27 protein-coding genes and 1 tRNA gene are annotated in these 26767 nt (G+C 70.7%); 16 read left to right on the top strand and 12 right to left on the bottom strand.

Going from position 1 to position 26767, the window contains the following annotated elements:
- Window position 1: 1 nt before the first annotated feature.
- The 6 genes from ACF1FZ_RS02315 to ACF1FZ_RS02290 form a co-directional block, all read right to left on the bottom strand.
- A complete protein-coding gene (locus ACF1FZ_RS02315) occupies window positions 2-811 on the bottom strand; it encodes an HAD family hydrolase (protein ID WP_391771461.1) in 810 nt (269 codons plus the stop codon).
- A gap of 65 nt (window positions 812-876) precedes the next feature.
- Window positions 877-1326, bottom strand: coding sequence for a VOC family protein (locus ACF1FZ_RS02310; protein WP_391771460.1), 450 nt, complete (start codon window positions 1324-1326; stop codon window positions 877-879).
- A 249-nt stretch (window positions 1327-1575) separates the two neighbouring features.
- Complete coding sequence (locus ACF1FZ_RS02305) at window positions 1576-2025, bottom strand: hypothetical protein (RefSeq protein WP_391771459.1); 450 nt, start codon at window positions 2023-2025, stop codon at window positions 1576-1578.
- 12 nt (window positions 2026-2037) lie between these two features.
- Window positions 2038-3654 carry an FAD-dependent monooxygenase gene (locus tag ACF1FZ_RS02300; RefSeq protein WP_391771458.1) on the bottom strand — a complete coding sequence of 539 codons (1617 nt, stop codon included), beginning with the start codon at window positions 3652-3654 and terminating at the stop codon, window positions 2038-2040.
- A gap of 68 nt (window positions 3655-3722) precedes the next feature.
- A complete protein-coding gene (gene rarD / locus ACF1FZ_RS02295; RefSeq protein WP_391771457.1) occupies window positions 3723-4712 on the bottom strand; it encodes an EamA family transporter RarD in 990 nt (329 codons plus the stop codon).
- Between the two features lie 118 nt (window positions 4713-4830).
- Window positions 4831-5691 (bottom strand): NAD(P)H-binding protein, encoded by an 861-nt coding sequence (locus ACF1FZ_RS02290; RefSeq protein WP_391771456.1) that lies wholly within the window; start codon window positions 5689-5691, stop codon window positions 4831-4833.
- Between the two features lie 106 nt (window positions 5692-5797).
- On the opposite strand from ACF1FZ_RS02290, the gene ACF1FZ_RS02285 reads away from it, so the two are divergent.
- Window positions 5798-6220: a winged helix-turn-helix transcriptional regulator gene (locus ACF1FZ_RS02285; protein ID WP_391771455.1), complete on the top strand. Its 423-nt coding sequence runs from the start codon at window positions 5798-5800 to the stop codon at window positions 6218-6220.
- A gap of 7 nt (window positions 6221-6227) precedes the next feature.
- Here the strand turns inward: ACF1FZ_RS02285 and ACF1FZ_RS02280 are convergent, their stop codons facing one another.
- The 5 genes from ACF1FZ_RS02280 to ACF1FZ_RS02260 all read right to left on the bottom strand — a co-directional run bounded on the left by ACF1FZ_RS02280 (window position 6228) and on the right by ACF1FZ_RS02260 (window position 13177).
- Window positions 6228-7292: a 2-oxoacid:ferredoxin oxidoreductase subunit beta gene (locus ACF1FZ_RS02280; protein ID WP_391771454.1), complete on the bottom strand. Its 1065-nt coding sequence runs from the start codon at window positions 7290-7292 to the stop codon at window positions 6228-6230.
- Window positions 7285-9240 (bottom strand): 2-oxoacid:acceptor oxidoreductase subunit alpha, encoded by a 1956-nt coding sequence (locus ACF1FZ_RS02275; protein ID WP_391771453.1) that lies wholly within the window; start codon window positions 9238-9240, stop codon window positions 7285-7287. The genes ACF1FZ_RS02280 and ACF1FZ_RS02275 overlap by 8 nt, the downstream gene beginning before the upstream one ends.
- A 281-nt stretch (window positions 9241-9521) precedes the next feature.
- Window positions 9522-10181 carry a LuxR C-terminal-related transcriptional regulator gene (locus ACF1FZ_RS02270; protein ID WP_391771798.1) on the bottom strand — a complete coding sequence of 220 codons (660 nt, stop codon included), beginning with the start codon at window positions 10179-10181 and terminating at the stop codon, window positions 9522-9524.
- Window positions 10182-10401: 220 nt separating this feature from the next.
- Window positions 10402-11754 (bottom strand): sensor histidine kinase, encoded by a 1353-nt coding sequence (locus ACF1FZ_RS02265; protein ID WP_391771452.1) that lies wholly within the window; start codon window positions 11752-11754, stop codon window positions 10402-10404.
- Window positions 11755-11977: 223 nt separating this feature from the next.
- Window positions 11978-13177 (bottom strand): sensor histidine kinase, encoded by a 1200-nt coding sequence (locus ACF1FZ_RS02260; RefSeq protein WP_391771451.1) that lies wholly within the window; start codon window positions 13175-13177, stop codon window positions 11978-11980.
- 204 nt (window positions 13178-13381) lie between these two features.
- On the opposite strand from ACF1FZ_RS02260, the gene ACF1FZ_RS02255 reads away from it, so the two are divergent.
- The 14 genes from ACF1FZ_RS02255 to ACF1FZ_RS02190 all read left to right on the top strand — a co-directional run bounded on the left by ACF1FZ_RS02255 (window position 13382) and on the right by ACF1FZ_RS02190 (window position 25822).
- The gene (locus tag ACF1FZ_RS02255) at window positions 13382-13783 is read left to right on the top strand and encodes an NADH-quinone oxidoreductase subunit A (protein WP_033297557.1); all 402 of its coding nucleotides are present in this window, start codon (window positions 13382-13384) and stop codon (window positions 13781-13783) included.
- Window positions 13774-14409: an NADH-quinone oxidoreductase subunit B gene (locus tag ACF1FZ_RS02250; RefSeq protein WP_391771450.1), complete on the top strand. Its 636-nt coding sequence runs from the start codon at window positions 13774-13776 to the stop codon at window positions 14407-14409. Before ACF1FZ_RS02255 ends, ACF1FZ_RS02250 begins: the two co-directional genes overlap by 10 nt.
- Window positions 14406-15659 carry an NADH-quinone oxidoreductase subunit C gene (locus ACF1FZ_RS02245; protein ID WP_391771449.1) on the top strand — a complete coding sequence of 418 codons (1254 nt, stop codon included), beginning with the start codon at window positions 14406-14408 and terminating at the stop codon, window positions 15657-15659. Before ACF1FZ_RS02250 ends, ACF1FZ_RS02245 begins: the two co-directional genes overlap by 4 nt.
- The gene (locus ACF1FZ_RS02240) at window positions 15656-16624 is read left to right on the top strand and encodes an NADH-quinone oxidoreductase subunit H (RefSeq protein WP_391771448.1); all 969 of its coding nucleotides are present in this window, start codon (window positions 15656-15658) and stop codon (window positions 16622-16624) included. The genes ACF1FZ_RS02245 and ACF1FZ_RS02240 overlap by 4 nt, the downstream gene beginning before the upstream one ends.
- Entirely contained in the window at window positions 16624-17226 is a 603-nt protein-coding gene (locus ACF1FZ_RS02235; protein ID WP_391771447.1) for a NuoI/complex I 23 kDa subunit family protein, read from the top strand. The genes ACF1FZ_RS02240 and ACF1FZ_RS02235 overlap by 1 nt, the downstream gene beginning before the upstream one ends.
- Window positions 17223-17855, top strand: coding sequence for an NADH-quinone oxidoreductase subunit J (locus tag ACF1FZ_RS02230; RefSeq protein ID WP_391771446.1), 633 nt, complete (start codon window positions 17223-17225; stop codon window positions 17853-17855). The genes ACF1FZ_RS02235 and ACF1FZ_RS02230 overlap by 4 nt, the downstream gene beginning before the upstream one ends.
- Window positions 17855-18265, top strand: a complete 411-nt coding sequence (gene nuoK, locus ACF1FZ_RS02225) for an NADH-quinone oxidoreductase subunit NuoK (protein ID WP_391771445.1) — start codon at window positions 17855-17857, stop codon at window positions 18263-18265. The genes ACF1FZ_RS02230 and nuoK overlap by 1 nt, the downstream gene beginning before the upstream one ends.
- Window positions 18262-20262, top strand: a complete 2001-nt coding sequence (locus ACF1FZ_RS02220) for an NADH-quinone oxidoreductase subunit L (protein WP_391771444.1) — start codon at window positions 18262-18264, stop codon at window positions 20260-20262. The genes nuoK and ACF1FZ_RS02220 overlap by 4 nt, the downstream gene beginning before the upstream one ends.
- A 27-nt stretch (window positions 20263-20289) precedes the next feature.
- Window positions 20290-21840: a NuoM family protein gene (locus ACF1FZ_RS02215; protein ID WP_391771797.1), complete on the top strand. Its 1551-nt coding sequence runs from the start codon at window positions 20290-20292 to the stop codon at window positions 21838-21840.
- Window positions 21837-23372, top strand: coding sequence for an NADH-quinone oxidoreductase subunit N (locus tag ACF1FZ_RS02210; protein ID WP_391771443.1), 1536 nt, complete (start codon window positions 21837-21839; stop codon window positions 23370-23372). Before ACF1FZ_RS02215 ends, ACF1FZ_RS02210 begins: the two co-directional genes overlap by 4 nt.
- Before the next feature lie 140 nt (window positions 23373-23512).
- Window positions 23513-23977, top strand: a complete 465-nt coding sequence (mscL, locus tag ACF1FZ_RS02205; RefSeq protein WP_391771442.1) for a large conductance mechanosensitive channel protein MscL — start codon at window positions 23513-23515, stop codon at window positions 23975-23977.
- 221 nt (window positions 23978-24198) lie between these two features.
- Window positions 24199-25062 (top strand): zinc metalloprotease HtpX, encoded by an 864-nt coding sequence (htpX, locus tag ACF1FZ_RS02200; RefSeq protein ID WP_391771441.1) that lies wholly within the window; start codon window positions 24199-24201, stop codon window positions 25060-25062.
- Window positions 25059-25451: a YccF domain-containing protein gene (locus tag ACF1FZ_RS02195; RefSeq protein WP_391771440.1), complete on the top strand. Its 393-nt coding sequence runs from the start codon at window positions 25059-25061 to the stop codon at window positions 25449-25451. Before htpX ends, ACF1FZ_RS02195 begins: the two co-directional genes overlap by 4 nt.
- A 98-nt stretch (window positions 25452-25549) precedes the next feature.
- A complete protein-coding gene (locus ACF1FZ_RS02190; protein WP_391771439.1) occupies window positions 25550-25822 on the top strand; it encodes a GlsB/YeaQ/YmgE family stress response membrane protein in 273 nt (90 codons plus the stop codon).
- A gap of 104 nt (window positions 25823-25926) precedes the next feature.
- On the opposite strand, the gene ACF1FZ_RS02185 is transcribed toward ACF1FZ_RS02190, so the two are convergent.
- On the bottom strand, window positions 25927-26415 hold the full coding sequence (locus ACF1FZ_RS02185) for a YajQ family cyclic di-GMP-binding protein (protein ID WP_325747776.1): 489 nt from the start codon (window positions 26413-26415) through the stop codon (window positions 25927-25929).
- A 162-nt stretch (window positions 26416-26577) separates the two neighbouring features.
- Between ACF1FZ_RS02185 and ACF1FZ_RS02180 the strand changes: the two genes are divergently transcribed.
- Window positions 26578-26659: transfer RNA gene (locus ACF1FZ_RS02180), tRNA-Tyr, on the top strand.
- Window positions 26660-26767: the final 108 nt, after the last annotated feature.

Genomic DNA, 26767 nt, shown 5'->3' with positions numbered 1-26767 from the left:
TTCAGGTGAAGAGGCGTTCCAGGACCACCGCGACGCCGTCGTCATCGTTCGAGAGCGTGATCTCGTCGGCCGCGGCGCGCAACTCCGGGTGGGCGTCGGCCATCGCCACCCGGTGGCCCGTGCGGCGGAACATCGGCAGGTCGTTGGGCATGTCGCCGAAGGCCACCGCACCGGCGAGGTCACGGCCCAGCAGTCCGGCGGCCAGGGAGATCCCGGTGCCCTTGTCCACACCGTACGGCGCCAGTTCCACCGTCCCCGGGCCCGCCATCGTGACGGAGGCCAGATCGCCCACCGCTCCCCGGGCGGCCGCGGCCAGTTCGTCGTCCGTCAGCTCCGGGTGGCGTATCAGTACCTTGATGACCGGCGCCGCCCACAGGTCCGCGCGACGTCCGGCCCGCTGCGCGGGGAGTGAAGGGTGCGGCATGCGGTAACCCGGCTCGATCAGGGTCCGGCCGCCGGCGCCGTCCTGGTCCACCGCGGCGAAGACCTGTCCCACCTCGGCCTCGATCTTGCCGAGCGCGGCGTCGGCCAGATCCCGGTCCAGCGTCACAGAGCTCACCATGCGGGCCGCCCCCGCGTCGTACACCTGTGCACCCTGGCCGCAGACCACGAGGCCGGTGTATCCGAGGTCCGCGAGCAGGGTGCGTATGCCCGGCACCGGCCGGCCCGTGACGATCAGATGCTGTGCACCGGCCGACGTGGCGCGGGCGAGAGCGGCGCGGGAGCGCGGGCTCACGGTGTCGTCGGAACGCAGGAGCGTGCCGTCCAGGTCCGTGGCGACAAGGGTGTGTGCGGCGAGTGGCGTGAGCATGAGGTCAGCCTAGAGAGATCGCTTTCCCTCCGTACGTCGCTGACCTGCCCGGACGGTCACCTCCGTCAGTGGACGCAGAATTCGTTGCCCTCCGGGTCCAGGAGCACCTGCCAGGACCCGCCGGGTTCCTCGACGGTCCGCAGTACGCTCGCGCCCAGCCCCACCAGCCGTTCCACCTCGGCCTCGCGCTGCCCCGGGGCCGTGTGGACGTCCAGGTGGAGACGGTTCTTCACCGTCTTGGGCTCCGGTACGCGCTGGAAGAGGAGCCGGCGTCCGAGCCCGGTCCCGCTCCTCTGCTCGTAGGGATCGTCCGGATGCCGCACCGCGGCGAGATCGCGCCAGGCGCGGTGCCCGTGCGGTTCGACCGTGGCGGCCTCCGGTACCGCTCCCGCGCCGAGCAGCTCCTCGATCAGGGCGCTGTTGTCCTCGACGAGATAGCCGAGGGCCTCCGCCCAGAAATCGGCCTGGGCGTGCGGTTCGGTGGCGTCGATGACGACCTTCCAGTGCAGTGTCATGAAAACCGTTTGTACTGGTTGCACGAAAGGCATGGCAACGGGCACGCCGGAACCGGGCCGGCTCCCCGTACGCCGTGTGGCCGTGCGTTCCGCCCGGTCCGCGCGCTCTGCCTGGAGCTGCCCACCGGCGGTCCCGGCGGACCGCCCTGGCAGCACGGGAGGCTGCGTGAGCCGGCCGGACCGGTGCGACGGGACGGGGGAGAGAGGTGACGCCGCCACGGTCGCCGCGGCAGGCCCGGGCGCCCGGGCCTACCGCGGCGGGCAGGCCGCGCAGACGTGCCCACCACAGGCGGCCAGCAGTTCGCCGGCGGCGGTGCGCACCGCCGGATCACCGTCCGTCGCCAGCCGCTCGGCCGTCGCCCGGCCGGCCAGGACCGCCAGATGCGCGTCCCTGGTCCATCCCGGGTGGAGCGCATGGTCATGGGAGAGGATCGTCCCCAGCAGGCCGATCACCCCCACGCGGTCCTTCACGGACTCCCTGGCGGCGAGTTCCCACAGGAACGGCACCGTGGCGGCCGTCGCGTCGAACACGGCCAGGGCGGCTATCCACCGGCCCAGGTCGCTCAGCGCGTCCCCGGCCGATTCGCTGTCGCCCCAGGCGATCCGTGACAGCATCCCGGGGACCTGGGACGCGGAGCCCTGGGCATGGCGCAGCTCATGCCACTGAACGTGCCTCATGTCCTTCAGGATCGTCCCCATCCGGGCACTCAATCAGCCTTTGCGGGCGCCGTCCACCATGTCTGCCCCACCCATCGGATCCGGCTCCCGCACCCCGTCCAGCACGCGCAGATACCGGCGCACCGCGTCGTGGTCGTCCGCGTCCGCGATCAGCCCCACGTGGTTGTCCGGCCGGATCACGACGACGGTGTCCCCGCCGATGCCGTACGCCGCGCGGGCGAGCCCTTCCCGGTCGTGCAGGGCGTCCGGCCCCGCGGCGGCGGCCCCGGGCCACGGGTCCCCGGCGCCGTACACCCGCCGGGCCCGGACCGCGGTGCCGTGGGCCGTGGACGTTTCCCGGAGCACCCGCTCCGTGCCCGCCCCGAAGCCCAGCACCGTGAGGTGCGGACCGGCGAGGACATGGAACAGGCGGGTCGGCGCACCCGTCGACGCCACGGTGCAGGGGGCGTCCGGAGCCCGGTCGCCCGACCGTACGGCGCCGTCGCCTCCGGGGCGCGCGAGGCTGCTCCACCGGTAGCCGCTGCCGAGTCCCGTCGCCGGCCGGGTGACGGCGGTCTCGAGCCCGCCGCCCGGCTCCCTGATCGCCTCCAGCGTGGCCCGCAGCCGCTCCGAGGTGAGGTCCAGCGTCCGGGCGGCGACCGGCAGCCGCTCCTCCTCGTAGGTGTCCAGCAGACCGGCGTCCGCCCGGCCCCGCAGCACCTGGGCGAGCTTCCAGCCGAGGTTGTGGGCGTCCTGGATACCGGTGTTCATGCCGAGCCCGCCCGCGATCGCGTGCACGTGGGCGGCGTCCCCGGCCAGGAAGACCCTGCCCACCCGGTACCGGCCGGCCATGCGGACGGTGACGCGGTACGTCGAGAGCAGCGTGGCCTCGGTGAGGTGGCCGGCCGGGAGGCGGGTGTGCCGGGCGAAGAGCCGCCCGAAACCGTCGAGGGAGGGGGCGAGGGGCCGGCCGTCCGCGTCCCGCTCCGGGGCGGCCTGGAACCACCAGCCCGCCCGGGTGCCGGGGACGGGGCAGAGCATGACCGCCCCGTCCTCGTCGAACCACTGGTGCCAGAGGCCGCGGTCCAGGACGCCCGGGGTGATCTCGACGTCGCCGCAGACCATCACCTGCTCCTCGTCCGTCTCCCCGTCGAACGGGACGCCGAGCAGTTTCCGCACGCGGCTGTGGGCGCCGTCGCAGCCCACCACGTACCGCGCGTCGGCGCCGGTGCCGTCGGCGAAGGTGACGGACACCGAGGTGGCGCCGTCGGTGAGTCCCACGGCCTCGGTGCCCGTCTCCACCGCCACGCCGTATCCGGCGAGGCGGCCGCGGAGGATCTCCTCCAGCCGCCACTGGGCGATCAGCCGGCCCCGGTCGTAGGGAGCGTCCGGTGCCGGTGACGAGCCGGCGTACGGGTCGGCGTCCGCGACCGGCACACCGTCGCGGTACTTGCGCATGGGGAGCGGCGGCGACCCCGCCGCCAGCACCGCCTCCACGACGCCGAGGTCCTCCAGCACCTCCAGGGAGCGCGGGTCGGGCCCCTTGGACCGTGAACTGCGCGGGTGCCCGGGTGCCTTGTCGACGATCCGGACGGCGATGCCCCGCCGGGCGAGATCGCAGGCCAGGACCAGCCCGGTGGGGCCCGCGCCCACGATCAGTACGTCGGTCATGTCCGCTCCTCGGTTCACGTCGTCCCGGGAAAGGAAAACGTAACCGAGTTAAAAAAGCAACTCGGTAACTATTTTATGGGGGGCGTGCCCGTGTCCGGTGTGGAAGCGGAAGCCGTCGCGACAGGCGCTGCGGCCTGCGCCGCCCGTACGGCCAGCCGCAGGGCCTCCGCCCTCGTGCGCCGTGCCGTCCGCAGCGCATCCCAGGTCAGGAGCATCAGTGCCACCCAGACAAGCGCGAAGCCGGCCCACCGCTCGGGCGGCATCGCCTCATGGAAGTACAGGATGCCGAGCGCGAACTGGAACACCGGCGCCAGATACTGCAGCAGTCCCAGGACGGACAACGGCACCCGGATCGCGGCGGCGCCGAAACAGACCAGCGGGATCGCGGTGACGAGCCCCGTCGCGGCGAGAAGGACTCCGTGGCCGGCGCCCCCGGCGAGGAACGTCGCCTCACCACTGGCCCCGAGCCACAGCAGGAAGCCGAGCGCGGGCAGGAACAGCACGGCGGTCTCGGCGGCCAGGGACTCCAGGCCGCCCATGCCGACCTTCTTCTTCACCAGGCCGTACGTCGCGAACGAGAACGCCAGTACCAGCGAGATCCACGGCGGCTGCCCGTAGCCGACCGCCAGTACCAGCACCGCTGCGAAACCGGTCGCCACCGCGGTCCACTGCACCGGCCTCAGCCGCTCACCGAGCAGCAGGACACCCATGGCGATCGTGACCAGCGGATTGATGAAGTAACCGAGCGAAGCCTCGACGACATGGCCGTTGTTGACGGACCAGATGTAGAGGCCCCAGTTGACCGAGATCACGGTCGCGGCGATCGCGATCAGCCCCACTCGCCGGGGCTGCCGTATCAGCTCGCCGATCCACGCCCAGCGGCGCAGGAACAGCAGGGCGATACCCACGACACCCAGCGACCACACCATCCGGTGAGCGAGGATCTCCATCGCTCCCGACGGTTCCAGCAGCGGCCAGAAGAGGGGGACGAGGCCCCACATCCCGTACGCACCGATTCCGTACAGCAGGCCGGCCCGCTGTTCGTTCTTCCCCTTCACGGGCCCTCCTGGCGATCCCTGTGCCGGCGGTCGGCCGACTGCACGACGGTAGCGCCGGAAGCGGCCCCTGTCATTGCCGTCTCAGGGAGACGGTCGTGACAGGCGCCGGGCTGCCCGTTCAGGCGGTGGCGACCGCCGCCGCGACCGTCTCGGCCAGGGGGGTGGTCGGCCGGCCGATCAGGCGGGCCAGGTCGCCGCTCGTCGCCGCGAGCAGGCCGCGTGCGATGGCCTCGTCGACGTCGACGAGGATCGCGGCGAAGGGCTCGGGCACGCCGGCGCCGACGAGGATCTCCTGGTGCACCCGGGCCGGAACGTTCTTGTAGGCGATCTCCTTGCCGGTCGCGGCGGCCACCACGGCGGCGTACTCGGCCAGCGACCAGGCCACGTCGCCGCTCAGCTCGTACGCCGCGCCCAGGTGGCCCTCGCCGGTCAGCACGGCGGCGGCCGCGTCCGCGTAGTCGGCCCGTGCGGCGGAGGCGACGCGTCCGTCACCCGCGTTGGCGACGACGGCGCCGTGCTCCAGGACGGGCGCCAGATTCGCCGTGTAGTTCTCGGTGTACCAGCCGTTGCGCAGGAAGGTGTACGGGAGGCCGGAGTCGAGGACCAGCTGCTCGGTGGCCTTGTGCTCCTCGGCCAGCAGGAAGCCGGCCCCGGGCCCGCCCAGCACCCCGGTGTACGCGAGCTGCGCGACCTCGGCCGCCTTCGCGGCGTCGATCACCGCGGCGTGCTGGGGCACCCGCCTGCCGACCTCGCTGCCCGAGACCAGCAGGACGCGGTCGCCGGCCCGGAACGCGCCGGCGAGGGTCCCGGGGCGGTCGTAGTCGGCGATACGGAGCTCGACGCCCCGGGCGGCGAGCGGGGCGGCCTTCTCCTTGTCGCGGACGACCGCGACGACCTGGTGGGCCGGGACCGTGGCGAGCAGACGCTCGACGACGAGGCGGCCGAGGGCGCCGGTGGCTCCGGTGACGACGATGCTCATGGGGGTTCTCTCCTGGTGGCGCCGGTCCTGCTGCGAGTGGAACGCGACCCACCGTAGGAGAAGTGCTAACTCTGGGAAAGTACCCACTTTGAAGTAAGGTACTGGTATGACGGTAAGCATTCTGGACGACGTGGGCGGCCGGCGCCCGGACGTCAACCAGCAGAACTGCCCCTCCCGGCTGGTCCTCGAACACATCACCAGCCGGTGGGGCGTGCTCGTGCTGGCCGCGCTGCTGGAACGCTCCCACCGGTTCGGTGAACTGCGCCGCACGGTCGGCGGCGTCAGCGAGAAGATGCTGTCCCAGACCCTCCGGACGCTGGAGCGCGACGGCTTCGTGCACCGGGACGCGAAGCAGGTCATCCCGCCCCGCGTGGACTACTCGCTCACCCCGATGGGCAGGGCGGCCGCCGACCAGGTCTGGGCGCTCGCCCGTTGGTCCGAGCGGCAGGTGGACGAGGTCGAGGCCGCCCGCGCGGCATACGACGGGGCCCGGAACCAGTCGGCTCCGGGCCCCGGCGAACAGGCGTGACGGCGGATCAGCCGACGACGGTCCACGTGTCGTTGCCCGCCAGCAGGGTGCTCAGGTCGCCCTTGCCGTGCTGTTCGACCGCGGCATCGAGCTGGTCGGACATGAGCGCGTCGTAGACCGGGCGCTCCACACTGCGCAGCACACCGATCGGCGTGTGGTGCAGGGTGTCGGCGTCGGCCAGCCGGGACAGCGCGAACGCGGTCGTGGGGCTGGGGTTGTGGGCGTCGTGGACGAGGATCCGCGACTGGTTCTCCTCGGTGACCTCGACGACGCTCAGGTCACCCGTGAGCGCATCGCGCACGACCCCCTTCGAGCCCTCGGCACCGAAGCGGATCGGCTGGCCGTGTTCGAGGCGGATGACCGCTTCCTGGGCGCGGTCCTTGTCCTTGAGCACCTCGAAGGCACCGTCGTTGAAGATGTTGCAGTTCTGGTAGATCTCCACCAGCGCGGTGCCGGGGTGGTCGGCGGCCGCCTGCAGCACACCGGTGAGGTGCTTGCGGTCGGAGTCGACGGTGCGGGCGACGAAGGACGCCTCGGCGCCCAGCGCGAGGGAGACCGGGTTGAAGGGGGCGTCGAGGGAGCCCATCGGCGTCGACTTGGTGATCTTGCCGACCTCGGACGTGGGGCTGTACTGCCCCTTGGTGAGCCCGTAGATCCGGTTGTTGAACAGCAGGATCTTGAGGTTGACGTTGCGGCGCAGGGCGTGGATGAGGTGGTTCCCGCCGATGGACAGCGCGTCGCCGTCGCCGGTGACGACCCAGACGGACAGGTCACGGCGGGAGGTGGCCAGCCCCGTCGCGATGGAGGGGGCGCGGCCGTGGATGGAGTGCATCCCGTAGGTGTTCATGTAGTACGGGAAGCGGGAGGAGCAGCCGATGCCGGAGACGAACGTGATGTTCTCCTTGGCCAGCCCCAGCTCGGGCATGAAGCCCTGCACGGCCGCGAGGACCGCGTAGTCACCGCAGCCCGGGCACCAGCGCACCTCCTGGTCGGACTTGAAGTCCTTCATGGACTGCTTGCCCTCGGCCTTGGGGACCAGCTGGAGGAGCTCGTTGGCGTGGACGTCAGGCATCGATGGCCTCCTTGAGGACGGTGGCGAGCTGCTCGGCCTTGAAGGGCATTCCGTTGACCTGGTTGTAACTCCGGGCGTCCACGAGGTACTTCGCCCTCAGCAGCATCGCGAGCTGCCCGAGGTTCATCTCCGGGACCACGACCTTGTCGTAGCGTCTCAGCACCTCGCCGAGGTTGGCGGGGAAAGGGTTGAGGTGGCGCAGGTGGGCCTGCGCGATCGTCTCCCCGGCCGCCCGGAGCCGGCGCACCGCCGCGGTGACCGGCCCGTACGTAGAACCCCAGCCCAGCACCAGGGTCCTGGCACCGGCCGGGTCGTCGACCTCGAGGTCGGGGACCTGGATGTTGTCGACCTTGGCCTGACGGGTGCGGACCATGAAGTCGTGGTTGGCCGGGTCGTAGGAGATGTTGCCCGACCCGTCCTGCTTCTCGATCCCGCCGATCCGGTGTTCCAGACCCGGCGTGCCCGGCACGGCCCACGGCCGGGCCAGCGTCCGGGGGTCCCGCTTGTAGGGCCAGAACACCTCGGTGCCGTCGGCCAGGGTGTGGTTCGGCCCGGTCGCGAACTGCGTCCGCAGATCCGGCAGGCTGTCGGTCTCCGGGATCCGCCACGGCTCGGAGCCGTTGGCCAGGTACCCGTCCGAGAGCAGGAAGACCGGTGTCCGGTACACCAGCGCGATCCGGGCGGCCTCCAGCGCCGCGTCGAAGCAGTCCGCCGGGGTCCTGGGCGCCACGATCGGCACCGGTGCCTCACCGTTGCGCCCGTACATGGCCTGCAGCAGGTCGGCCTGCTCGGTCTTGGTCGGCAGGCCGGTGGACGGCCCGCCCCGCTGGATGTCGATGATCAGCAACGGCAGCTCCAGCGACACCGCCAGACCGATCGTCTCCGACTTCAGCGCCACACCCGGACCCGACGTCGTCGTCACCGCGAGGGAACCGCCGAACGCGGCACCGAGCGCCGCCCCGATCCCGGCGATCTCGTCCTCCGCCTGGAACGTGCGCACGCCGAAGTTCTTGTGCTTGCTGAGCTCGTGCAGGATGTCGGACGCCGGAGTGATCGGATAGGACCCCAGATACACCGGCAGATCCGCCTGCCGGCCGGCCGCGATCAGCCCGTACGACAGGGCCAGGTTTCCCGAGATGTTGCGGTACGTGCCCGTGGGGAAAGCCTGCGACGCCGGTGCGACCTCGTACGAGACCGCGAAATCCTCCGTGGTCTCACCGAAATTCCAGCCCGCCCGGAACGCCGCCACATTCGCCTCGGCGATGTCCGGCTTCTTCGCGAATTTCGACCGGAGGAATGTCTCCGTCCCCTCGGTCGGACGGTGATACATCCAGGACAACAGCCCGAGCGCGAACATGTTCTTCGACCGCTCGGCCTCCTTGCGGGAAAGCCCGAAATCCTTCAACGCCTCGATCGTCAACGTGGTCAGCGGCACAGGATGCACGTTGTACGCCTCGAGTGAACCGTCCTCCAGCGGAGACTCGGTATAACCGACTTTCGCCATCGGACGTTTGGTGAACTCGTCCGTGTTCACGATGATGTCCGCCCCGCGCGGAACATCGGCGATATTCGCCTTCAGCGCGGCGGGATTCATCGCGACCAGCACATTTGGCGCATCGCCCGGGGTCAGGATGTCGTGGTCCGCGAAATGCAGCTGGAACGACGAGACGCCCGGCAGTGTGCCGGCAGGCGCCCGGATCTCGGCCGGGAAGTTCGGCAGCGTCGACAGATCGTTCCCGAACGACGCCGTCTCCGACGTGAACCGGTCACCCGTCAACTGCATGCCGTCACCCGAGTCACCCGCGAAACGGATGATCACCCGGTCCAGACGACGGACTTCCTTCTCGGCGGCACCCGTACGCTCCATGTGCGGGGGGCGCTGCTCCCCGACGACAGCCTCGCTGGCCTCATCGGACTTTCCGGCTGGGCTACTGACCTGGCTGGTCACTGAACTGGACCTCCCTCGGGGCGGCGGCTCGGGACCGGCCGGCCCGCCGGCGGTCCAGGCCCCACCCTACTTCTGTAAGGGTCGCCTTCCTTGGATCGATCATAGGGTGAACGTGTTTTCAGGACATGAATGCGTCACGCTTTGCCATACTTTCCGAGCCCCCCGATCACCGGACGAACCTCCTCCGGCACTCATCCTTTCGTCGTAGGCTGCGGTAAGGCCCGGGGCTCGCTCGACGGCGGGCGGATCCCCCGGACCATTGCCGTCAAGTCATCGCGCCGTCACGAGTTCAGATAAGTGAGAACGGCGAGAACACGCCGGTGATCCCCGTCACTGGGAGACAGGCCGAGCTTCAGGAAGATGTTGCTGACGTGCTTCTCCACAGCTCCGTCGCTGACCACCAGCTGCCGGGCGACGGCTGAATTCGTACGTCCCTCCGCCATCAGACCGAGGACCTCCCGCTCGCGCGGTGTGAGTCCCGCCAGCACGTCCTGCTTGCGGCTGCGGCCCAGCAGCTGTGCCACCACCTCCGGGTCCAGCGCGGTCCCGCCCCGCGCCACCCGCACCACGGCGTCCACGAACTCCCTGACCTCGGCGACCCGGTCCTTCAGCAGATAACCCACCCCACGGCTGCTCCCGGCCAGCAGCTCGGTGGCGTACTGCTCCTCGACGTACTGCGAGAGCACCAGGACCCCGATGTCCGGGTAGTCCTTGCGCAGTCGCACCGCGGCCCGCACTCCCTCGTCGGTGTGGGTCGGCGGCATCCGCACGTCGGCGACCACCACGTCCGGCAGCGCGTCCTGCCCCGCGAGGTCGCTCACCGTCTTGATCAGCGCCTCGGCGTCCCCCACCCCCGCGACGACATCGTGCCCGAGATCGGTCAGCAGCCGGGTGAGTCCCTCCCGGAGCAGCACCGAGTCCTCGGCGATGACGACCCGCACTCTTTCCTCCACGACGTGTGTCCCCCACTGTCGGTGTTCCCTGTGTACGCCGCTGTCGCGCGCCGCTCTGTGTGTCCAGCATTCCAGCATCGGCACGGGAATGGCACGGGAACGGGCCCCGCACCAGCGGTTGCGGGGCCACAGCCGCAGCCGCGGTGCCCCGGACGCCGTCACGGCGTCCGGGGCACCGCGGCTGCGGCTCGTGTACGGGACCGGAGCCTCAGCCCCGCCAGGGCAGTTCGGCGGTGACCGTGGTGGGGCCGCCTTGGGGGGAGTCGACGACGAGGACGCCGTCGACCGCGTCCAGCCGTTCCGTCAGTCCGGCCAGGCCGCTGCCCGTCGTCACGTCGGCGCCGCCTCTGCCGTTGTCGGTGACCTGGAGCATCAGTCGTTGTGCGGTCTGCCACACGTCGACGGTGGCGTGGGTGGCGCGGGCGTGTTTGCTGATGTTCTGGAGGAGTTCGGAGACGGTGAAGTAGGCGATGCCTTCGATGGCTTGTGCGGGGCGTGTTTCCAGGTCGACGGTGACGGTCACGGGGACGGTGCAGCGGGAGGCGATGGCGGAGAGTGCGGCGTCCAGGCCGCGGTCGGTGAGGACGGCGGGGTGGATGCCGCGGGCGAGGTCGCGGAGTTCCTGGAGGGCGACCTTGACCTCGCCGTGGGCCTCTTCGACCATGCGGGCGGCGGCTTCGGGGTCGTGGTCGAGCTTCTCCTTCGCCAGACCTAGGTCCATGGCGAGGGCGACGAGGCGGGCCTGTGCGCCGTCGTGGAGGTCGCGTTCGATGCGGCGCAGGTCCGCGGCGGCCGTGTCCACCACCACACCCCGGTCCGACTCCAGCTCCGAGACCCTGGTGGCCAGCCGGGAGGGACCGAGCAGACCCAGCACCATCACCCGGTCCACGGAGACCAGGCCACGGATGATCCACGGCGTGACCAGGACGAGGGCCAGGCCGATCGCACTCGTGACCGCCACCTCGAAGGAGGAGTCGAGGTAGACCTGGTGCGTGCTGTCGCCGTACACCTGGATGCCGTCGACCCCCACGTACGCCGGGAAGACCCAACGCCACAGCGGATACGTGAACGCGGCCCAGCCGTACGTCCAGAACACCACCGTGACGACGAACGCGAACACCGCCCACGGCATGTGCAGCACCGCGTAGAGCAGATGCCGCCAGGACGCCCCGCTCCTGAGCACCGCGCCGACCCAGGACATCAGGCCGCCCTTCCCGCGCACCGGTGCGGGATCCGCGACGTCCAGCCTCAGCAGCCCGCGCGCCCGGCCCCGCTCCACGGCCCCGAAGCCGCGGCACACGACCAGGCCGGCGGCGAGTACCGGAACGCCGAGGAAGGTGATCAGCAGGCCCAGGCCCAGTGACACCATGGTGACCGCGAAGCTGAACATCACCACGCTGATCGGCAGACTCAGGAGTACATGACCCAGCTCGCGCCATGTGCGGGCCTCGACGGGCGCGCGCAGCGCCGCGGGGAGGAAGTGCTTCACCGGGGGGTGGCCCCCCGGCCCGGTGCCGGACCTCTGGTGGGCCCGGGTGTCCGGTCCGTATGCCGTGGCCATCAGTGGCGTCCGTCCGTTTCTTCTGGGCGGGAACTCCCCGCGGGCCGATACAACGGCTGATGTCCCAAGACTGCTGTGCCGGGAGCTCCGGCACCATGAGGGCGGTCTCCGTATCCGGCAGGGGGTTTTCCCCACCGTGGGGAGGTCCCGCCCGGTGACCGGCTCACGCCGGCGGTTCCGCCCGGCGGCCGGCTCACGCCGACGGGGTCACCCGACGGGCGGCTCACCCCGCACCGACCCGCTCGGCCCCGTTGTCCGCGCGGTCACGCCAGGGCAGTTCGGCGGTGACCGTGGTGGGGCCGCCTTGGGGGGAGTCGACGACGAGGACGCCGTCGACCGCGTCCAGCCGTTCCGTCAGTCCGGCCAGGCCGCTGCCCGTCGTCACGTCGGCGCCGCCTCTGCCGTTGTCGGTGACCTGGAGCATCAGTCGTTGTGCGGTCTGCCACACGTCGACGGTGGCGTGGGTGGCGCGGGCGTGTTTGCTGATGTTCTGGAGGAGTTCGGAGACGGTGAAGTAGGCGATGCCTTCGATGGCTTGTGCGGGGCGTGTTTCCAGGTCGACGGTGACGGTCACGGGGACGGTGCAGCGGGAGGCGATGGCGGAGAGTGCGGCGTCCAGGCCGCGGTCGGTGAGGACGGCGGGGTGGATGCCGCGGGCGAGGTCGCGGAGTTCCTGGAGGGCGACCTTGACCTCGCCGTGGGCCTCTTCGACCATGCGGGCGGCGGCTTCGGGGTCGTGGTCGAGCTTCTCCTTCGCCAGACCTAGGTCCATGGCGAGGGCGACGAGGCGGGCCTGTGCGCCGTCGTGGAGGTCGCGTTCGATGCGGCGCAGGTCCGCGGCGGCCGTGTCCACCACCACACCCCGGTCCGACTCCAGCTCGGCGATCCTGCGCTCCAGTTCGTCGGAGGGCGAGAGCAGCCCGCGTGCCATCGCCCGGTCCGCGTTCGTCAGCCCACGCGCCAGGTAGGGGAGGACGGGCCAGAGGACGAACAGGCTCACCAGAGTCACGGCGAACGTCGCCACACCCCACGGCAGCCGGATGAACGAGTACAACAGCGCCCGCCAGCCGACCGGGTCCTTCAGTCCTGACCACAGCCAGGTGAGGAACCCCTGGTTCCGACGGCTCCGTCCCATGGGGCTCGGCTCCTCGATCCGCACTCCGAGCATGCGCCGCGCCCGGCCGCGCTCGGCCCGGCCGAGACCACGCGCTCCCTGCAGCCCCAACGCGAGCAGCGGCAGCCCGACCACGGTGACGGAGAGCCCGGCCCCCACTCCGACCAGGAACACGGCGTACACGAACCCGGCGATCGCCATCGGCAGATTGGCCAGGAGATACGCGATCTCCTGCCATGTCCACCGGTCGAAGGCGAAGCGCGCGGGCGGCGGCCGGTCGTTGTCCGGCAAGGAGGGGCTCATGGTCATACGACCAGCGTGCCGGGCCGGGGACGCGCACGCCATGGGGTTCGTGGGTGGGGCCCGGTAGGGATAACCCCACCTCGTGTCACGTCTCCCGCGTCTCCTCCCGCCCCGCCTGTTGTGCGACGGGGCTGCCCACCGTCTCTTTGACAGGGCCTAGACTCCCGTGCGTACAGACCGTCGAACAGGTTGAGGGAGCGAGGGGCGGACGTGGCGGACGTGCCGGGACCGACCGTTCTCGCGTCGGACTACTTCCAGAGCTACTCAGTGGTCGGACTGCTCGCCGTGGTCGGTGTGCTGTTCGTCGCCGTCGCCTTCGGGGCCGGCCGGCTGCTGAGGCCCGTGGTCCCGACGCCGGAGAAACTCCTCACGTACGAGTGCGGCGTGGACCCCGTGGGGGAGGGCTGGGCCCACACCCAGGTTCGCTATTACGTGTACGCCTTCCTGTACGTGATCTTCGCCGTCGACTCGATCTTCCTCTTCCCGTGGGCGACGGTGTTCGCGGCCCCGGGATACGGGGCGACGACGCTGGTGGAGATGTTCATCTTCCTCGGTTTCCTGGCCGTGGGACTGCTCTACGCATGGAAGAAGGGCGTCCTCGAATGGGCGTGACGAGCCGGCCGAACCCCGAACCCCCCGTGTCGCTGCCCGACCCGACGCGCCTGCCCGAGCCCAAGAAGCTCGGCGTGCTGTCCCGGCTCGCGCCCGAACCGATGAAGGTGGTGCTCAACTGGGGGCGCCGCTACAGCCTCTGGGTCTTCAACTTCGGACTCGCCTGCTGCGCCATCGAATTCATCGCCGCCTCCATGGCACGGCACGACTTCATCCGGCTCGGCGTCATCCCGTTCGCACCCGGCCCCCGGCAGGCCGACCTGATGGTCGTGTCCGGCACGGTGACGGACAAGATGGCCCCGGCCGTGAAGCGGCTCTACGAGCAGATGCCCGAGCCGAAGTACGTCATCTCCTTCGGCGCCTGCTCCAACTGCGGTGGGCCTTACTGGGATTCGTACTCCGTGACGAAGGGCGTCGACCAGATCATCCCCGTCGACGTGTACGTGCCCGGCTGCCCGCCCCGGCCCGAGGCGCTCCTCCAGGGCATCCTCAAGCTCCAGGAGAAGATCGCCCGCGAATCGCTCGCCGAGCGGTACGCCACCGAGGACACGGACCGCCCCTCGGCCGCCGCCCTGCGCAGCGGTCTCGTCGCAGCCCCGAAGACGCCGGGGGAGGAGCGGACGTGACCGCCCCGGACACCTACGACCGGCTGCCCGACGCCGTGACCGACGTCTTCGGCCCGGACGCCACCGCCGCGCACGCGTACGACCTGCTGACCGTCGACGTCCCCGCCGCGTCCTGGACCGCCGCCCTCGAAACGGCCCGCGACGAGTTGGGCTGCACCTATTTCGACTGGCTGAGCGCCGTCGACGAACCGGGCACCGGCTTCCGCGTCTGCGCCCATGTGGCGGCCGTCGGCGGCGGTACGGTCCGGCGCCTGCTGCTCCGCACGACCGTCCCGCACGACGCGGCGGCCCTGCCCACCGCCGTCGGCGTCTACGCGGGCGCCGCGTGGCACGAGCGCGAGACGTACGAGATGTTCGGCATCGCCTTCGAGGACCATCCGCATCTCGTCCCGCTGCTGCTGCCCGAGAGCTTCGAGGGCCACCCGCTGCGCAAGGACTTCGTCCTGGCGGCCCGGGTAGCCAAGGCCTGGCCGGGCGCGAAGGAGCCGGGCGAGTCCGAACACGGCGGGCCCAAGCGGCGCACCATGCTGCCGCCCGGGGTGCCGGATCCGAACGAATGGGGTCCGCTCAAGGGCCAGCTGCCACCCGCCCCGGCCCGCCCGGCCCGCGGGGCGCGCGCGGCGGGCGACCGTCCGGTGCGCCGGGCCCGCAGCGCGAGCGAGGGCTCGGCGGCGCAGCGACCGGAGGCCGCCCAGGCCCCGCAGGCGGCGCCGCCGCGCCGCAGCCGCAGCGCCTCCCAGGGCTCCGCGAGCCAGGCCACCGGCCCGGCAGCGACACCCACACCTCCGGCCGGTGCGACGGACGCCGCCGCGACGGACGTGGACGCCGCCGGACGCAAGCGGGCGGCCGGCAGCGCGGATGCCCCCTGGCACGACGCGCGCCCCGCCTTCGACGACTCCCGGAAGGATCCGGCACAGGAACCCGAGCAGGCTACGGAGCCCGGCCCTGCGCCTGAGCCCGGCCCTGCGCCCGAGCCCGGCCCTGCGCCTGAGCCCGGTCCTGCGCCCGAGCAGGCTACGGAGTCGGGGCAGGCACCTGCGCCCGAGCCCGGTCCTGCGTCCGAGCCCGGTCCTGCGTCCGAGCCCGGTCCTGCGTCCGAGCAGACACCTGCGCCTGAGCCCGGCCCTGCGCCCGAGCAGGCTACGGAGTCGGGGCAGGCACCTGCGCCCGAGCCCGGCCCCTCGTCTCCGACCGGCGGTTCCGCCGGGTCCGGTCATCCCGAGCGTCCCGCAGGAGGCGATACCGCGTGAACGACGTACTCGACGTCGCCCTCCGCCTCGTCATCGTCTTCGCCGTGTTCATGGTGGTTCCGCTCGTCGTGGGACAGGCCGAACACAAGGTCATGGCCCACATGCAGGGCCGCCTCGGCCCGATGCACGCAGGCGGGTTCCACGGATGGGCCCAGCTCGTCGCTGACGGGGTGAAGTTCGCGCAGAAGGAAGACGTCGTACCGGCCGAGGCGGACCGCCGCATCTTCCAGCTGGCACCCGCCGTCGCCCTGCTTCCGTACCTCCTCGTACTCGTCGCCGTCCCGATCGGCCCCGGCGAGGGAGCGGTCGGCCAGGTCGTCGACGCGGGCATCTTCTTCGTACTGGCGGTCATGGGCGTCGGCGTGCTCGGCTCGCTGATGGCGGGCTGGGCCTCGGCCAACAAGTTCTCCCTCCTCGGAGGTCTCCGCACCGCCGCGCAGCTGCTCGCGTACGAACTGCCGATGCTGCTCGCCGCCGCCTCCGTCGCCATGGCCGCCGGTACCGTCTCGCTCCCCGGCATCCTCAACGCCTTCGAGTGGTGGTGGCTGCCCTGGCAGATCGTCGGCGCCGTGGTCTTCTTCGTGGCGGGGCTCGCCGAACTCCAGCGCCCGCCCTTCGACATGCCGGTCGCCGATTCAGAGATCATCTTCGGTGCGTACACCGAGTACACGGGCCTCCGCTTCGCCCTGTTCCTGCTGGCCGAGTACGCCGGAATCGTCGTCCTGTGCGGTCTGACGACCGTGCTCTTCCTCGGCGGCTGGCACGGACCGTGGGGCGCCGACGGACTCGGCTGGGTCTGGACCCTGCTCAAGACCGGTCTTCTCGCGTTCGTCGTCATCTGGCTCCGGGTCACCTACCCCCGCCTGCGCGAGGACCAGCTGCAGAAGCTCGCCTGGACCACGCTCATTCCCCTCGCTCTCGCGCAGATCGCGCTCACCGGCATCGTGAAGGTGGCGATCCACTAGTGCCCCCGATCCCCGGCTCAGGCCTGGCCAAGGGTCTCGCCGTCACCCTGCGGACCATGACGAAGCGCACGGTCACCGCGCAGTACCCGGACGTCCAGCCCGAACTGCCGCCCCGCACCCGGGGTGTCATCGGGCTGTTCGAGGAGAACTGCACGGTCTGCATGCTCTGCGCCCGTGAATGCCCCGACTGGTGCATCTACATCGACTCCCACAAGGAAACGGTGCCCCCGGCCGCCCCCGGGGGCCGCGAGCGCAGCCGCAACGTCCTGGACCGCTTCGCGATCGACTTCGCCCTGTGCATGTACTGCGGTATCTGCATCGAGGTGTGCCCCTTCGACGCTCTGTTCTGGTCGCCCGAGTTCGAGTACGCGGAGACGGACATCCACGAACTCACCCACGAGCGCGACAAACTCCGCGAGTGGATGTGGACCGTTCCCGAGCCCCCCGCGCTCGACCCGGGAGCAGAGGAGCCCAAGGAGATCGCTGCCGCCCGCAAGACGGCCGACAAGCTCCGGGCCCAGGAGGAGCGAGAGGCCCAGGAGGCCCAGGCAGACCAAGGAGCCCGGCCGGGCCCGACAGCGGAACAGGAGGGACAGGAGTGACCCTCGCGGCTAGCGCCGGACACCCCGGCTTCCTCTCACCGACCGGCGTCGAGATCGCCTTCCTCCTGGTGGGGCTCGCCACACTCGGCGCAGCCCTCATCACCGTGACGACCAAGCAACTCGTTCACGCGGCCCTCTGGCTCGTCGTGGCGCTCGGCGGCATAGCGGTGGAGTACCTCCTGCTCACGGCCGAGTTCATCGCGTGGGTCCAGGTCCTGATCTACGTCGGCTCCATCGTGGTCCTCCTCCTCTTCGGGCTGATGCTCACCAGAGCCCCCATCGGCCGTTCCCCCGACGCCGACTCGGGCAACCGCTGGATCGCGCTCGGTGCCGCAGTCGCCTCCGCCGCCGCCCTCGTCTGGGTCGTCGTGGATGCCTTCCGCACCACCTGGATCGACCTGGACGGCCCCGCCCAGGGCTCCACCAGGGCCTCCGGAGAATTCCTCTTCCGTCACTGGGTGCTTCCCTTCGAAGCGCTCTCTGTCCTGCTCCTCGCCGCGCTCGTGGGCGCGATCGTGCTCTCCCGCAAGGACGGCAAGGACGACAGGGGCCGGAAGGCCACGCAGGCCCCGCCGGCCGAGCAGGACCGGCAGGTGCGTCCGGCCGCGAACCGGGAGGACCGGAGCTGATGCACCTCGCCTATCCCGCAGTCCTCGCCGTCCTCCTCTTCTGCACGGGCCTGTACGGAGTACTCGCCCGCCGTAACGCGATCCTCGTCCTGATGTCCGTCGAGCTCATGCTCAACGCCGTCAACCTCAACCTGGTCGCCTTCGACGTCTGGCTCCGCGACGCACTCCACGCCGGCCAGGCCCTCACCCTCTTCACGATCGCCGTCGCGGCCGCCGAGATCGGCATCGGCCTCGCGATCGTCCTGGCCGTCTACCGCAACCGCGGCAGCTCGGACATCGACCGCCTCCGCGACACCGCGGAGACCGACGCCGCCGAAACGCTGCCCGACGCCGACGCCGCCCGGGACACCACCGCAGACCAGGCCACTGCTCCGGCAGGGAAGGCAAAGAAGGCAGAGGCCACCGCGTGACCACCACGACCCTCGCCGCCCTCGTCCCTCTCCTTCCCTTCCTGGGTGCCGCCGCAGGGCTGCTCCTCGGCCGGACCGCGCCCGGCTTCGTCCGTCCCCTCGCCGTCCTGCCGACCCTCGCCGCCGCCCTCCTCGCCGTCGTCGTCGCAGTACGCCAGGGGGGCGGCCGACCCGTCGACGCCGCGACCCAGCTGACTCCCACAGGCTCGGTCCCGATCGACCTGGCCCTGCATCTGGACGGTTTCGCCGTCCTCGTCGCCGTCCTCGTCGGACTCGTCGCCACCTGCGTACAGATCTACTCGACGGCGTACCTGAAGAACGACGCCCGCTACCCCTCGTACGCGGCGCTCGTCTCCCTCTTCACCTCCGCGATGCTGCTTGTCGTCTACTCGGGCGACCTGATGGTCCTCCTGGTCGGCTGGGAGGTCATGGGCATCTGCTCGTACTTCCTCGTCGGCCACTACTGGGAGACCCCCGAAGCCCGCGCCGCCTCCCTCAAGGCGTTCCTCGTCACCAAACTCGGTGACGTCCCCTTCCTCATCGGCCTGTTCGCGCTCGCCGTGGACACCGGCACCTTCCGCATCACCGGCATCCTGGCCGCCGTCGCCCACGGCGGACTCGACCACCCCACCCTCATCGCCCTGCTGCTCCTGGCCGGCGTCGCGGGCAAGTCCGCGCAGTTCCCCCTGCACACCTGGCTGCCCGACGCGATGGCCGGCCCCACCCCCGTCTCCGCGCTGATCCACGCGGCGACGATGGTCGCCGCCGGCATCTACTTCGTGGCGCGGCTCCTCCCCGTCTTCGCCGCCTCCGGCGCCGCACTCGTCGTCCTCGCCGTCATGGCGGCCGTTACGATGATCGGCTCCGGACTCGCCGCACTCGCACAGGACGACATCAAGCGCGTCCTCGCCTACTCGACGATCGGCCAGCTCGGCTACATGTCCGGCGCCCTGGCCGTCGGCGACCGCGGAGCCGCCGTCTTCCACCTCCTGTCGCACGGTGCGTTCAAGGCCGTCCTCTTCCTCGCGGCGGGCGTCGTCATCCATGCGGCCGGAACGAACTCACTCGCCGCCATGTCCCGCATGGGCGGGCTGGCCAAGCGCATCCCCGACGCCTACTGGACGATGACCGTCGCCCTCCTCGCGCTCGCCGCCATCCCGCCGTTCGCCGGTTTCTTCTCCAAGGAAGCCGTCCTCGTCGCCGCCGAGCACACCGCCTTCGGGGACCGGGACGTCGCGCCCGCCGCGGCCGGCTGGACGATCCTCGTCGCCGGACTCGCCGCCGCGGTCCTCACCGCCGCCTACGCCACCCGGCTGTGGCTCCTCGCCTTCCGCGGGCGCGGCCCCCAGGCCCCCGACCACGGCCGCCAGCCCGTCGCGATGACCTCCGTCCTCTGGGTCCTCGCCGCCCCCACGATCGCCTTCGGCCTCACCACCGGCGCCCTCACCGGCTGGTTCGACGGACACAGCCTCACCCCCTCCCTCACGACCGCCGTCCTCTCCACCGGTGCCGGTCTCGCCGGCGGACTCGTCACCTACGGCACCTGGCGCCACACCACGGCGCTCGCCGACCGCCCCCCGGTCGGCGCGGTCGCCGCCCACCCCGACGCCGAGCCCGCCCTCGTGGAGGCGGAGGCCATCGCCTCGCACACCGCTGCGTACGGCACCATCGCGGACGCCCCGGACCCCTCGGATCCCGGCAGGTTCCTGCTGGGCCCGCTGCACCGCCACGCCGTCACCGGCTTCCACCTCGACGCCCTCTGCACGACGCTGTTCGTCCGCCCCGTCAGGGCCGCCGCACAGCTCGTCCGCTTCCTGGACCGTGAGGTCGTCGACACCTACGTACACGGATCGGCCAGCATCGCCCGCGGCCTCGGCACCCTGATCCGCCGGGTCCAGACCGGAAACGTGCAGACCTACCTCGGCGCGCTGCTCGCCGGAACCCTTGTCCTGGCGATCGCCGCCGTCGTCTTCGCCAACGTCTACGCCGGGGCGTGAACCGTGCTCGATATCAGCGCATCCGTGATGCAGTTCCTTCTGGCGTTCGTCGTCGTGGCCCCGCTCCTCGGCGCGGCCGCAGCGCTCCTGCCCGCCCCGCCCGGGCTCAAGGGCAGGAACCCCGACCAGGCCGTCCTCCGCCACGGCGTGACCGTCACCGGCGCCGTACTCCTCGCCGCGCTCGTCCTGGCCGCGGGCTTCGACCACGACCATCCGTCGAAGATGCAGGCCACCACGGACATCAGCTGGATCCCGGCACTCGACGTCCGGATCCATCTCGGCACCGACGGCATCTCGCTCCCCCTCCTCGTGCTGACCGCGCTGCTGACCTTCCTCTGCGCGCTCCACAGCTACTTCAAGCCCTCCGCAGGCCCCTCCCCGAAGGCCCTCGTCGCTCTCGTCCTCGTCCTCGAGTCCGGCACCCTCGCGACCTTCGCCGTCCTCGACCTGCTGCTGTTCTTCCTGGCCTTCGAGATGGTCCTCATCCCGATGTACTTCCTCATCGCCCGCTGGGGCGGCGACCGGAAGCAGCCCGCCGCCTGGAAGTTCATCCTCTACACGCTGCTCGGATCCGTGATCATGCTGCTGGGGCTGCTCCTCATCGGACTGAAGAGCGGCACCTTCGACATGGTGGCACTCGCCACTGACAACGGCCGTGGCCTCACCACATCCGTGCAGGTCATCGCCGTGCTGGCGGTCGGGGTCGGCCTGGCTGTGAAGACCCCGATGTGGCCCCTGCACAGCTGGCTCCCCGACGCCCACACCGCGGCCCCGACCGTCGGCTCCGTCCTCCTCGCCGGCGTACTGCTGAAGATGGGTACATACGGATTCGTCCGCATCCTGCTCCCCGTGGCCCCCGACGGGATGCAGACCTTCGCGCCGTATCTGGCGGCCTTCGCCGTCGTCGGGATCATCTACGGCTCCCTCGCCTGCCTCGCCCTCGCCCGCCCCGGGGCCAAGGGCGATCTCAAGCGCCTGATCGCCTACTCCTCCGTGGGCCACATGGGCTTCGTGCTCCTCGGCATCGCGACCATGACCCCCACGGGTGTGAATGGCGCGCTCTTCGCGAACATCGCCCACGGCCTCATCACCGGCCTGCTGTTCTTCCTGGTCGGCGCCGTCAAGGACCGCTACGGCACGGCGGACCTCGACACCCTCTCCGGAGCCACCGGAGCCGCTCTCTACGGCCGTGCGCCCCGGCTCGGCGGCCTCCTCGCCTTCGCCGCCGTGGCCTCCCTCGGACTGCCCGGCCTCGCCGGGTTCTGGGGCGAGATGCTCACGCTGTTCGGCGCCTTCGACCCCGCCGAGGGCCTCAGCCGCCCCGCCTTCCTCACCTTCATGTCCGTCGGCGCCCTCGGCACCCTGCTCACGGCCGCGTACATGCTGATCGTCGTACGCCGCGTCTGCATGGGCGAGCACCGCGAGCAGCCGCACCCGGTCGCAGACATCCAGCGCCACGAGCTCGCCGCCTGGACCCCGCTCGCCGCCCTGACCGTCCTCGCCGGACTCTGGCCCGCCGTCCTCCTCGGCCTCACCGACCCGGCCGTGCAGAAGCTCCTCGCAGGAGGCAAGTCGTGACCGTGGCAGCCGGCAGCGCAACCGGGGCGGCGAGCCTCGTCCAGTCCGTCGACTGGCTCGCGATCGCGCCCCCCGTCATCGCGGCGTCCGTGGCCCTGCTCGTCCTCGTCGCCGACCTCTTCACCGACGAACGGCGCAAGCCCCTCCTCGGCTACGGAGCCGTCGCCGGGCTCGTCGCCGCCCTCGCCATGACCGTCCCGCTGCGCGCCGGGGACCGCTCCACCTTCTGTCTCACCGGCGGGGCCCAGGCCTGCAGCTACACCGCCGACCACTTCGCGCTCGTCATCCAGGTCCTCGTGCTCGGCGGCGCCCTGCTCACCGCACTGCTCTCGGTCGGCGACACCCGGAGGCTCCCGGCGGGCGAGTTCTGGTTCCTGCTGCTGGCCTCCGCCGCGGGCGCCGCACTGCTGCCGGCGGCCCGGGACCTCGCCACCCTCGTCATCGCCCTCGAAGTCGCCTCGCTCCCCGCGTTCGCGCTCGTCGGGATCAAGCGCGGCGACCGCCGCTCCTCCGAGGCGGCCCTGAAGTTCTTCCTGTCCTCCGTCGTCGCCACCGCTGTCATGCTCCTGGGCGTCAGCTTCGTCTACGCGACCACCGGTACCCTGCACCTCACGGAGATCGCCGCCCGCCTCGACGACGTACCGGACAGGTTCTCCACCCTCGCCGCGGCCGGTGTCGTCCTCACCCTCGTGGGCTTCGCCTTCAAGACGGCCGCAGCGCCGTTCCACTTCTGGGTCCCCGACACCTACGTGGGCGCCCCGCTCCCCATCGCCGCCTACCTCTCGGTCGTCGGCAAGGCGGTCGGCTTCTCCGGCCTCATCCTCGTCACGGTGATCGGCTTCCCGTCGTACGCCGACGTCTGGGGGCCCGCCCTGGCCGTCCTCGCCGCGCTCACCATGACCATCGGGAACCTCGCCGGACTCCGGCAGACCGCCACCCGCGCGCGAAGCGCCGTACGGCTCCTCGCATGGTCCTCCGTCGGCCAGGCCGGTTACCTCCTCGTGCCGATCGCCGCCGCCGCGTACTCCAGCGACGCACAGATCGGCTCGACCGTCACCTATGCGCTCATGTACGCCGTGGTGAACCTCGGAGCCTTCGCGGTGGCCGCCCTCGTCGCCCGCACCCACCCCGGCAACCGTCTCAGCGACTACCGCGGCCTGTACGCCACCCGCCCCCTGGCCGCGCTCGCCATGGGCTTCTTCCTGCTCTGCCTGGCAGGCCTCCCGCCCGGCATCATCGGCCTCTTCGCCAAGGTCACGGTCTTCTCCTCGGCCGTCGACGCCGGGCTCGGCTGGCTCGCCGTCGTCATGGCCGTCAACGTGGTGATCGCGCTCTACTACTACCTCCGGTGGACCGCCGCGCTCTTCAAGGCCCCGGAGGCGGGCACCGCTGCCGAGACGGAGCCCCCGGCCCACAAGCACCGGGTCCCGGCTCCGCTCACGCTGGCGATCGCTCTCACCGCCGTAGCGGGAATCACACTCTCCGGTGCGCCCCAGCTCATCCTCCGCTTCGCCGCCGTCAGCCTCTTCTGACCGGCTCCGGCCGGCTTGCCCGTGAAGCCACGCACAAGGCATGGTCATGCGTGCACGCGTCACGTACATGGGACGCACATGGGCACGCAGGACGAACACGCACGAAGAGCTCGCACGAAGAGCGAAGAGGAGCCAGAGCGGTGCTGAACGGGTTCAAGGACTTCATCCTCCGCGGGAACGTCGTCTCGATGGCCATCGGTCTCGCCGTGGGATCCGCCTTCACCGCCGTGGTCACGGGCTTCAGCAACGCCTTCATCGTGCCGCTGATCGGCCTCGTCACCCGCGGCACCGGTGACTTCAGCAAGGCCTCCTACAGCGTCGACGGCGTGACGTTCCCGTACGGCCTCTTCGTCAGCGCCGCCATCGCCTTCCTCATCACCGCAGCGGTCCTCTACTTCCTGGTCGTCCTCCCCATGGCCAAGGTCCAGAACCGCTTCACGACCAAGCAGGAGGAGCAGAAGGCAGACATCAAGGCCGCCCTCCGCGACTGCCCCCGCTGCTTCGCCGAGATCCCCTCCATCGCCTCCCGCTGCGCCCACTGCACCAGCGAGGTCGAGCCGGACGCGGAAGCCCGCGCGCTAGCAGGGCTCCCCGCCCAGCGCTGACCCGTCACCGCAGGCCCTCGCCCGCCCGTACGGGCCACCCATCCACTCGTACGGCCCAGGGGCGGATCCGCTCGGATCCGCCCCTTCGCCTGTGCCTCCGGCCACCTCGCACAAGGGAACTAGCTTCCTTCGCCTCGCGTTGACCAGTACGGGAGGCTCCACTGAAGAGTGGAGCACCACCGAGCAAGGGTTCCCCTGCTGCACCACTTGGAGGGCGTACCGTGCACCGCCGGCACAACGGGCTGAAAACCGCCGCACTGCTAGGGGGCCTTTCGGCCCTCATCATCGTCATCGGCAGCTTCTTCGGACGGACCGGCCTGATCGTGGCCCTCCTCGTCGCGCTCGCCACCAACGCCTACGCGTACTGGAACAGCGACAAGCTCGCCCTGCGCGCCATGCGGGCGCGTCCGGTCAGCGAATTCGAAGCGCCGCAGCTCTACCGCACCGTACGAGAGCTCTCGACCGCGGCGCGCCGGCCCATGCCCCGGCTCTACATCTCCCCGACCCAGGCTCCCAATGCCTTCGCCACCGGCCGAAATCCGCGCAACGCCGCCGTGTGCTGCACCGAAGGGATCCTCCAGCTCCTCGACGAGCGCGAGCTGCGCGGCGTCCTCGGCCACGAACTGAGCCACGTCTACAACCGCGACATCCTCATCTCGTCCGTCGCGGGCGCTCTCGCCTCGGTCATCATGTTCCTGGTCAACTTCGCGTGGCTCATCCCGGTGGGCCGGTCCGACGACGACGACGGCCCCGGCCTCCTCGGAATGCTCCTGATCATGATCCTCGGTCCGCTCGCCGCGTCCGTGATCCAGCTCGCGGTGAGCCGCTCCCGGGAGTACCAGGCCGACGCGTCGGGGGCCCAGCTCACCGGCGACCCGCTCGCCCTGGCGTCCGCCCTGCGCAAGCTCGACGCCGGGACCAAGCAGCTTCCGCTCCCGCCCGAACCGCGGCTCGAGACGGCGAGCCACATGATGATCGCGAACCCGTTCCGTCCCGGCCAGGGCATGTCCAAGATGTTCTCCACCCACCCGCCCATGGCCGAACGCATCGCCCGACTCGAGCAGATGGCAGGGTACCGACCGTGAAGACAATCCTGAACGTCATATGGCTGATTCTGTGCGGACTCTGGATGTTCCTCGGCTACATCGCCGCAGGGCTCCTGCTCTGCATCACGATCATCGGCATTCCCTTCGGCGTGGCCGCGTTCCGCATCGGCGTCTACGCGCTCTGGCCCTTCGGCTACTCCGTCGTCGACCGGCACGACGCCGGGGGTCCCTCCCTCATCGGCAACGTCCTCTGGGTGGTCCTGGCGGGCTGGTGGCTCGCGCTCGGCCACATCTTCACCGGCATCGCCCTGTGCGTCACGATCATCGGCATCCCGCTGGGCCTCGCGAACTTCAAGCTCATCCCGGTCTCGCTGATGCCCTTCGGCAAGGAGATCGTCCGCACGGACCAGCCGTTCGCCACCCGCTAGACGTACGTCACCCCTGATCGGAACGCCCGGCCGGCAACCGCACCCGCTCCCGCAGGCGTCCTTGCTTGCAGGAACAAGTGACGGGTAGGAACGCGAACATGAGCATCATCAGTTGGATCGTCCTCGGGCTGCTGGCCGGCGCCATAGCCAAGCTGCTTCTGCCGGGTCGCGACCCCGGGGGCATCATCGGCACCACCCTCATCGGCATCGTGGGAGCCTTCCTCGGCGGCTGGCTGTCGTCCCGCTTCCTGGACCGCCCCATCAGCACGGACTTCTACGACACGGCCACCTGGATCGCAGCCGTGGCCGGATCCCTGGTCCTGCTGATCGCCTACCGGCTGCTCTTCGGCCACTCCCGCGGCCGCCGCTGACCCCTCTGCCCGCACAGCCCCTTCGCATACGGCAACGGGGCGGGCAGTGCCGACCGGCACGCCCGCCCCGCCGCCGCGGCCCGCTGCACACGGCAGCGAAAGCTCTACCGGTAGTTGGCGAACTGCACCGCGAAGTCGAGGTCCTTGCCCTTGATCAGCGCCTGTACCGCCTGCAGGTCGTCCCGGCTCTTGGAGGTGACCCGCAGTTCGTCACCCTGGACCTGAGCCTTGACACCCTTGGGACCCTCATCGCGGATGATCTTCGCCACCTTCTTGGCGTTCTCCTGGGAGATGCCCTCCTCGATCGAGGCGAAGATCTTGTACTCCTTGCCGGAAAGCTGGGGCTCTCCCGCGTCCAGCGACTTCAGGGAGATCCCGCGCTTGACCAGCTTGGTCTGGAAGATGTCGAGGATCGCCTTGACCCGCTCCTCGCCGTTCGCCTCCATCAGGATCTTCTCGCCGGACCAGGAGATCGACGCGCCCGTACCCTTGAAGTCGAAGCGCTGGGAGATCTCCTTCGCGGCCTGGTTGAGGGCGTTGTCGACCTCCTGCCGCTCGACCTTCGAGACGATGTCGAAACTGGAGTCGGCCATGACGTGTGGCTCCTTGCGTCGTATGCGTTGGGGACGGCACAAAGCCTAGTCACCCACGCCCGCGCCCGGTGCTGATCAAACGGGTGGCGGAGCACCCCCGGGTATCAGGTATTGTTTACGTCGTCGCCAAGGATCCCAACTGGTATCCGACGCGTCGTTCCAGGCGGTGTGCCCGAGTGGCCAAAGGGAGCAGACTGTAAATCTGCCGGCTCAGCCTACCCAGGTTCGAACCCTGGCGCCGCCACAGGACGGGAAACCCCGTCCGATCTGATTGAACACCAGGTCGGGCGGGGTTTCTGTGTGAGTGAAGGTGACCGCGCCGATCAGGGGCGCGGCCGGCGTCCGACCGGTC

It is taken from the genome of Streptomyces sp. NPDC014623 (genome assembly GCF_043088245.1).
Lineage (GTDB): Bacteria > Actinomycetota > Actinomycetes > Streptomycetales > Streptomycetaceae > Streptomyces.
The sequence above is the reverse complement of the archived record's forward strand: the minus strand, read 5'-3'. Positions and strand labels throughout refer to the sequence as shown.